The following is a 6,000-nucleotide window of genomic DNA, read 5'->3' on the forward strand; positions in this document are numbered from 1 at the left end:
TTGATTGCACTTTTGGGCTCGCGTTCCTAGGCGCCTCTCCTCAACTAACCAACGCTTGATTGAAATGTTACATTGGTAGATGCGTTGGTGGATTTTCGGTCTCGTCTCTATGCCTCAGGAGTCTCGCCCAGGTTGCTATTCAATAAGGCTTTTTAGGACGTCAGCTTCGTTCTGTAATCTTTTTTGTTAGACTTCCTGGGTTGTTATGCAATCTGTTTTTTTATTCCTCAACCTGTATGATGTCGTTATTTGTTTTGGACGACGGAGATGATGACGACCATCATTATGATGCAAGCAACACCAACCAGTTGCCACACTCCGAACGTAGTGTGTAACCAAACAACAGATGTCAAGAGTGCTGTTAATGGTTCAAGTGTGCCTAATAATCCTGATTCATGTGGATGTAAATATCGCAAGCTATCGATATAAAACCAAAATGCGAGCATCGTTCCAAAAATAATGGCAAATCCAAAATAAAGATAAGTCGGTAACGTCCAAGTAGTAAAGTCCATTTGCCATGGCGGATGCACGATGCTTAATGCACAGCCTCCGATAAACATTGCCCAACCGACGACAGTCAGTGAACTCCATCGTGCTAATAACTTCACTGGATAAATGGTATAAAAAGCAAGCGCGATGGCTGACAGTAACCCCCATACAATCGTTAATTTAGGGACTTGTAGATTCAGTATATTACCGTTAGTCAGTAATAAAAATGTACCGGTTAATGCAAGCAATACCGCTACAATTTCCTTCACACCTATTTTTGTAACTTTCCTGAAAACGAGATAAAAAATAATGAAAATAAGACCAAGGTATTGTAATAATGTCGCGACCGCCGCATTCCCATAGCTGATAGTAACCATAAAGGTATATTGTACGGTAAGCATACCGAATAAGCCGTAAATTAAAATTTGTGCTGTGGATCGTTTATCACGCCAGATGTGGAAGACTTTCGGACCTTCTGAAATAAAAGCAATGCCAAGTAATAACAGCCCTGAGAGCATGAGTCGCACGGCTACAAACCATGTAACATCGACATTTGCATGTTGAAAAAGCCATTGTGAGACTGTTCCACCTATCCCCCAAAATGAAGCGCCAATGATAACTAATAAATAACCTAACCACCTTTTTTGATGTTGTTGTGTCATGGAAAGACTCCTCTGTTGTCTTTATATTTTTGTCTAATCTATCATGACTCACACGTGAAGACAATATCTTTTTGCTTCTTTCACATTACTTTTATCGCTCTACATAAAAAGCAGAACACCACTGCTTAGTTGAACAAGTGGAATTCTGCTTAAATTGTGGTTTTAAATATTTTACCAAATGATTTCGTCAATCACTTCATCATTTAACGCACGAATAATTTCAGTGACTAACTTAACGACGGCTTGATAATCTTTGCGACTCAGTATCGATACGTTTGAATGCATGTAACGTAATGGCAGTGACAATGCAATAGAAGGAATACCGTCTAACGCTGTATGGAAACTTCCGGCATCTGTCCCGCCACCTGGAATAGAATCCCATTGCAAGTCGATACCATTCGCTTTAGCTACATTTTTCACGTGACGAATTAACCCGACATGACCAATATTTGTGGCATCTAAATTTAACACAATTGGACCATTGCCTACTTTAGTGTCTCCATTACTTTCTAAACCTGGTGTATCATACGCGACACCGACGTCTACCGCAATGGCTAAATCAGGTTTTACTTTGTGAGCAGCCACTTTTGCACCACGTAGCCCCACCTCTTCTTGTACATTCGCACCTGCAACTAAATTCACATTGATATCCTCATCTTTAAGCTCGTCCATCACGTCGACTGCAACTGCACAACCAAAGCGGTTATCAAATGCTTTCGCGGTCATGTAATCCTCATTTAATAACGTCTCAAATTCAGAATATGGTGTAATCATATTGCCAATTTCAATGCCTGCCGCTTCAACTTCAGCTTTATCTTTTGCACCGACATCGATAAACATATGTTTCATCTCGACTGGGCGTTTACGTTCTTCAGGTGTGAGTACATGGGGTGGCTTTGAACCGATAATGCCGCGAATTTGCCGACCTTCATCTGTCGTAATTGTTACCTTTTGCGATAACATGACTTGATTCCACCAACTTCCAACTTGTGTAAAACGAATAAAGCCATTATCATCTATTTTCGTAATCATAAAGCCAATCTCATCCAGATGACCGGCAATCATAATTGTACGTTGACCTGTTTTGGAATTTTTTTTACCGAAAACACCTCCTAAATTGTCATAGATCATTTCGTCGCTATTTGGTTCTAAAAGGTCGTTCATCACCTTTTTAATATTATACTCATGTCCAGCAATCCCGTTAAGGTCTGTTAATTGTTGGAGTAATGCTTTTGTATCTTTCATTATTCATTGTCCCCCTTTATAGGATGTGTCCTAATTATCATACCAAAAATTCTGAAAAATGTACTTGCTGATGAATTGCTTGGTCATTGCATCTTGTCTTTCACAAAGTTTATACTAATATTATGTATACTTGAGTCAATTTAATGATATATTTTGATACAACTTCAAGGAGGGTTTAGAATGATCAATAAAGTCGCACTCATCGGTTTAGGACGCGTAGGGAGTCAGATTTTAACAGATATTCAGTATGCAGGTCTGTTTCAAGAAATCATTTTAATTGATACAGATCGTGACCGTATAGAAGGTGAAGCGCTCGATCATGAGCATTTTCAAGGGTTAAGCGGGACACATCATACACGTATTAAAGTCGGTACATACGAGATGTTAGCAGACGTTGATTTAATCATTATTTCTGCCAGCATTCCTTCAAACGCAGATATGGCGGATCGTACGAAACTGACAGCATACAATACGAAAATCATCCAAGAGATAATGGCCCAGATTACTGCAGTTACGACATCTCCGCATATTATGATGATTTCAAATCCAGTAGATACGATGACTTATATTGCTGAAGTACAATTTAACTACCCACATCACAAGATTATGGGAACAGGCACGATGTTAGAGTCGACACGTTTTCGCACATTGATTGCCAATCATTATCAAGTTGATCCAAAAAATGTCGAAGCTTTTGTGATTGGGGAGCACGGTAAAACGACTGTGCCTGTATGGAGTCGTGTCCGTATTGCCGGCATGTCGTTAGAAGAATATGAACAATTGAACGGGGCGACACCGATTTCGAAACAAGGCATTCGTGATCAAATCGATAAAGTTTCTTTTGATGTCATGCGTAAAAAAGGTTGGACAAATTCAGCCATTTCACGCGTTGCTGTCGATTTAGCAGAAGCTATTTTTTATGATGAGAATCGTATTTTACCGATTTCAACTGTCCATCAAAATGTATATGATTATACGAATGTGGCCTTTAGCTTGCCGACACGTGTGAATCGCGATGGCCACCATGAAATATTCCCAATTCAATTAGATGCAGAGGAAAAAACAGCACTCGATCAATCAGTGGACTATATTCAACAAGCCATCGCAACAGCAGAATCTGTAAAGTAGCATGAGAATCACACTTCATATAAGGGCTGTATCATTGCCTTTGCATAAAAAGACTCGGAACATCAATTCGTCCGAGTCTTTTCTTCATCATCTTATCCACATCATCAAGCAAGAACATGTCCGCATTCGTAAAACTTTCAAGCTCGTATTTCCTAATTAAGAAACAGTTATTTCAACTTATAATCTTCATCAAAGAAACTATATTTCGCGTTTTTATCATGCTTTTTCGTTTCTGTATTAAAGCCTTGTAAGAAAAATCCACGTTTCATATGGATCGGCTGTGCGATGTATGTATTTTTTTCATCGCCTTTAATCGTTAACTCTTTATAAAAAATCCCTTTTCTCGGGTCGTACTCATCTTTTTCCTCAATGACTTTATCTTTCAAATGATTTTCAGTTAAATATTGATCAATCATCTTTAAATTTTGGCTTTTCTGGTACCCTTTAAACGCAAAAAATGCACCGGCAACAACGATAAATATAACGATGAGTGACAAAATAATACCGATTATTTTTTTTAACATGTCATATGCCCCCACTTTGTACTATCTTATTTTACTATATTAACACAAATCAGTTTGAGACATCTAAGAGAACTTCCTCCGTCACACAAACGTCATAAAGTCATTGGATGTCATTGGCAAATGCTATGAAAACACTTACAATGAGACTGTATGCTGGAAACAGTACACAAAGGAGAAGATAGTATGAAAACACATTGGCAAACAGCAGCAGGAAGAGCATTACTGTTAAAACAACTCGTTGCACATCAAAGTGTGACACATTCAGAAGGTGAACAATCGTTTCCTTATTTAGTGAAAGATCAATTGATGTCTCTTGATTATTTCAAAGCACACCCTGAACAGATCCATCTCGTACCGACTGACGATGGTCGACATGCGGTAGTTGCTTTATATCTTGGCGCTACCTCTCACAAAGCCGTCACATGTATCAGTCATTTTGATACAGTGGGTATTGAAGATTTTGGTTTATACCAATCTGAAGCTTTTGATATGGATCGCCTCACAGCAACTTTTCAAGGACATGTTGAGGATTTTGATAAAGAAGTTCAAGTCGATATTCAGTCCGGTCAATATTTATTTGGTCGCGGCAGTATGGATATGAAACCCGGCCTCATGTTACATATGTCACTCATTGAAAAAGCCATCATCGAACAATGGGATATCAACCTCATTTTGATGACTGTACCTGACGAAGAAGTTACTTCACAAGGAATGCATGCCGCAGTGGCACACTTAGATGAACTTTGTCAGCAACATCAACTCGATATCGTCTTACATTTAAATAGTGAGCCGACATTTCAACAACAAGGCAATGACATCCATTATTTTTATAGCGGGTCGATTGGCAAAATTATGCCAGGCGTTTTTGTGAATGGTCGTGAAACCCATGTCGGTACACCCGCACTCGGTTTAAGTTCGAATTTTATGATGAGTTATATCCTTCAAGAAATTGAATATAGCGCTCGTTTTAAAGAGACATTTGAAGGTGAGTCGACGCCCTTCCCTGTCACATTAAAAATGAATGATGTTAAGCATCATTATGATGTCCAAACGCCATTTCGTACAGTCGCTTTATTTAATCTTTTCTTATTTAAACATAACGCAAATGATGTTTTCCAACAATTTAATGCGGCGGTCAAAGAAGGCATGCATAAAGCTTGGGCGGCTTACCAACAACGAATGAAAGATGAAGACGTCGCACCGCTACCTCAGTTGCAGTTGCTGACTTATCAAGAGTTGTATCAATATGCATGTCAACATCATGGTGAGCGCGCAGTTAAAGACAGGGTTGACCAAGCCATTCAAAACGAACAAGAGCCCCATGCACAGTCTATTTTGATTATTGATGCGCTTATTCGCCTTTGTAAATCACTTGGCCCTGTCGTTGTTACATTCTTTGCACCACCGTATTATCCAGCAACGAATGCATCGTTTCACCCTTTAGTTGAAGCAATTAAACAAACGATTACAGACACTGCCAAGCAACAATTCAATCGTGTGTCAGAACGCATTCATTATTTTAATGGTATTAGTGATTTAAGTTACGTTGCACCATCTCCAAATGGTTCAGGATTTGACGCATTTCGCGATCACACACCTGTATTTGGCCAGACATATCATATTCCGTTTGAAGCGATTGAACGGATTCAAGCACCATTTTTGAACTGTGGTCCTATCGGTAAAGACGCCCATAAAGTGACCGAGCGCGTACATCAACAGAGTGCCTTTGAAGAGTTACCTATTATTTTAGAAACAATAATCAAAACACATTTTTTATCATAATTGAATAGTAAAATATTGCCAAATCACGACAATCGAGTAGGAGAATAGCCATTAATTGACTACTCGTCCTCTCACACCACCGAGCGTACGGTTCCGTACTCGGCGGTTCAATATCTTGCGTAAGCCAACTCTGCAAGCTGGGCTAATGGTATTAATCCCCACTTGTAGAG

At 39.2% G+C, this 6,000-nt stretch carries 5 protein-coding genes; 2 read left to right on the forward strand and 3 right to left on the reverse strand.

What is annotated here, in order from left to right:
- Positions 1-245: 245 nt before the first annotated feature.
- Both BJK46_RS07185 and BJK46_RS07190 read right to left on the reverse strand, forming a co-directional pair.
- Positions 246-1,151, reverse strand: coding sequence for a DMT family transporter (locus tag BJK46_RS07185; RefSeq protein ID WP_014613069.1), 906 nt, complete (start codon positions 1,149-1,151; stop codon positions 246-248).
- A 171-nt stretch (positions 1,152-1,322) separates the two neighbouring features.
- Positions 1,323-2,396 (reverse strand): M42 family metallopeptidase, encoded by a 1,074-nt coding sequence (locus BJK46_RS07190; protein WP_014613068.1) that lies wholly within the window; start codon positions 2,394-2,396, stop codon positions 1,323-1,325.
- 180 nt (positions 2,397-2,576) lie between these two features.
- Here BJK46_RS07190 and BJK46_RS07195 point away from each other — a divergent pair, with 180 nt between their 5' ends.
- The gene (locus BJK46_RS07195; protein WP_014613067.1) at positions 2,577-3,524 is read left to right on the forward strand and encodes a lactate/malate family dehydrogenase; all 948 of its coding nucleotides are present in this window, start codon (positions 2,577-2,579) and stop codon (positions 3,522-3,524) included.
- A 167-nt stretch (positions 3,525-3,691) separates the two neighbouring features.
- Here BJK46_RS07195 and BJK46_RS07200 read toward each other — a convergent pair whose 3' ends face one another.
- Entirely contained in the window at positions 3,692-4,048 is a 357-nt protein-coding gene (locus BJK46_RS07200; RefSeq protein ID WP_014613066.1) for a DUF3139 domain-containing protein, read from the reverse strand.
- 183 nt (positions 4,049-4,231) lie between these two features.
- On the opposite strand from BJK46_RS07200, the gene BJK46_RS07205 reads away from it, so the two are divergent.
- Positions 4,232-5,830 (forward strand): M20 family metallopeptidase, encoded by a 1,599-nt coding sequence (locus tag BJK46_RS07205; protein WP_103263462.1) that lies wholly within the window; start codon positions 4,232-4,234, stop codon positions 5,828-5,830.
- Positions 5,831-6,000: the final 170 nt, after the last annotated feature.

The organism is Staphylococcus pseudintermedius (assembly GCF_001792775.2).
Lineage (GTDB): Bacteria > Bacillota > Bacilli > Staphylococcales > Staphylococcaceae > Staphylococcus > Staphylococcus pseudintermedius.

Bases quoted from the DNA above. Each gene is read 5' to 3' on its own strand.
- BJK46_RS07185 (WP_014613069.1), bottom strand. From the start codon at position 1,151: ATGACACAACAACATCAAAAAAGGTGGTTAGGTTATTTATTAGTTATC.
- BJK46_RS07190 (WP_014613068.1), bottom strand. From the start codon at position 2,396: ATGAAAGATACAAAAGCATTACTCCAACAATTAACAGACCTTAACGGG.
- BJK46_RS07195 (WP_014613067.1), top strand. From the start codon at position 2,577: ATGATCAATAAAGTCGCACTCATCGGTTTAGGACGCGTAGGGAGTCAG.
- BJK46_RS07200 (WP_014613066.1), bottom strand. From the start codon at position 4,048: ATGTTAAAAAAAATAATCGGTATTATTTTGTCACTCATCGTTATATTT.
- BJK46_RS07205 (WP_103263462.1), top strand. From the start codon at position 4,232: ATGAAAACACATTGGCAAACAGCAGCAGGAAGAGCATTACTGTTAAAA.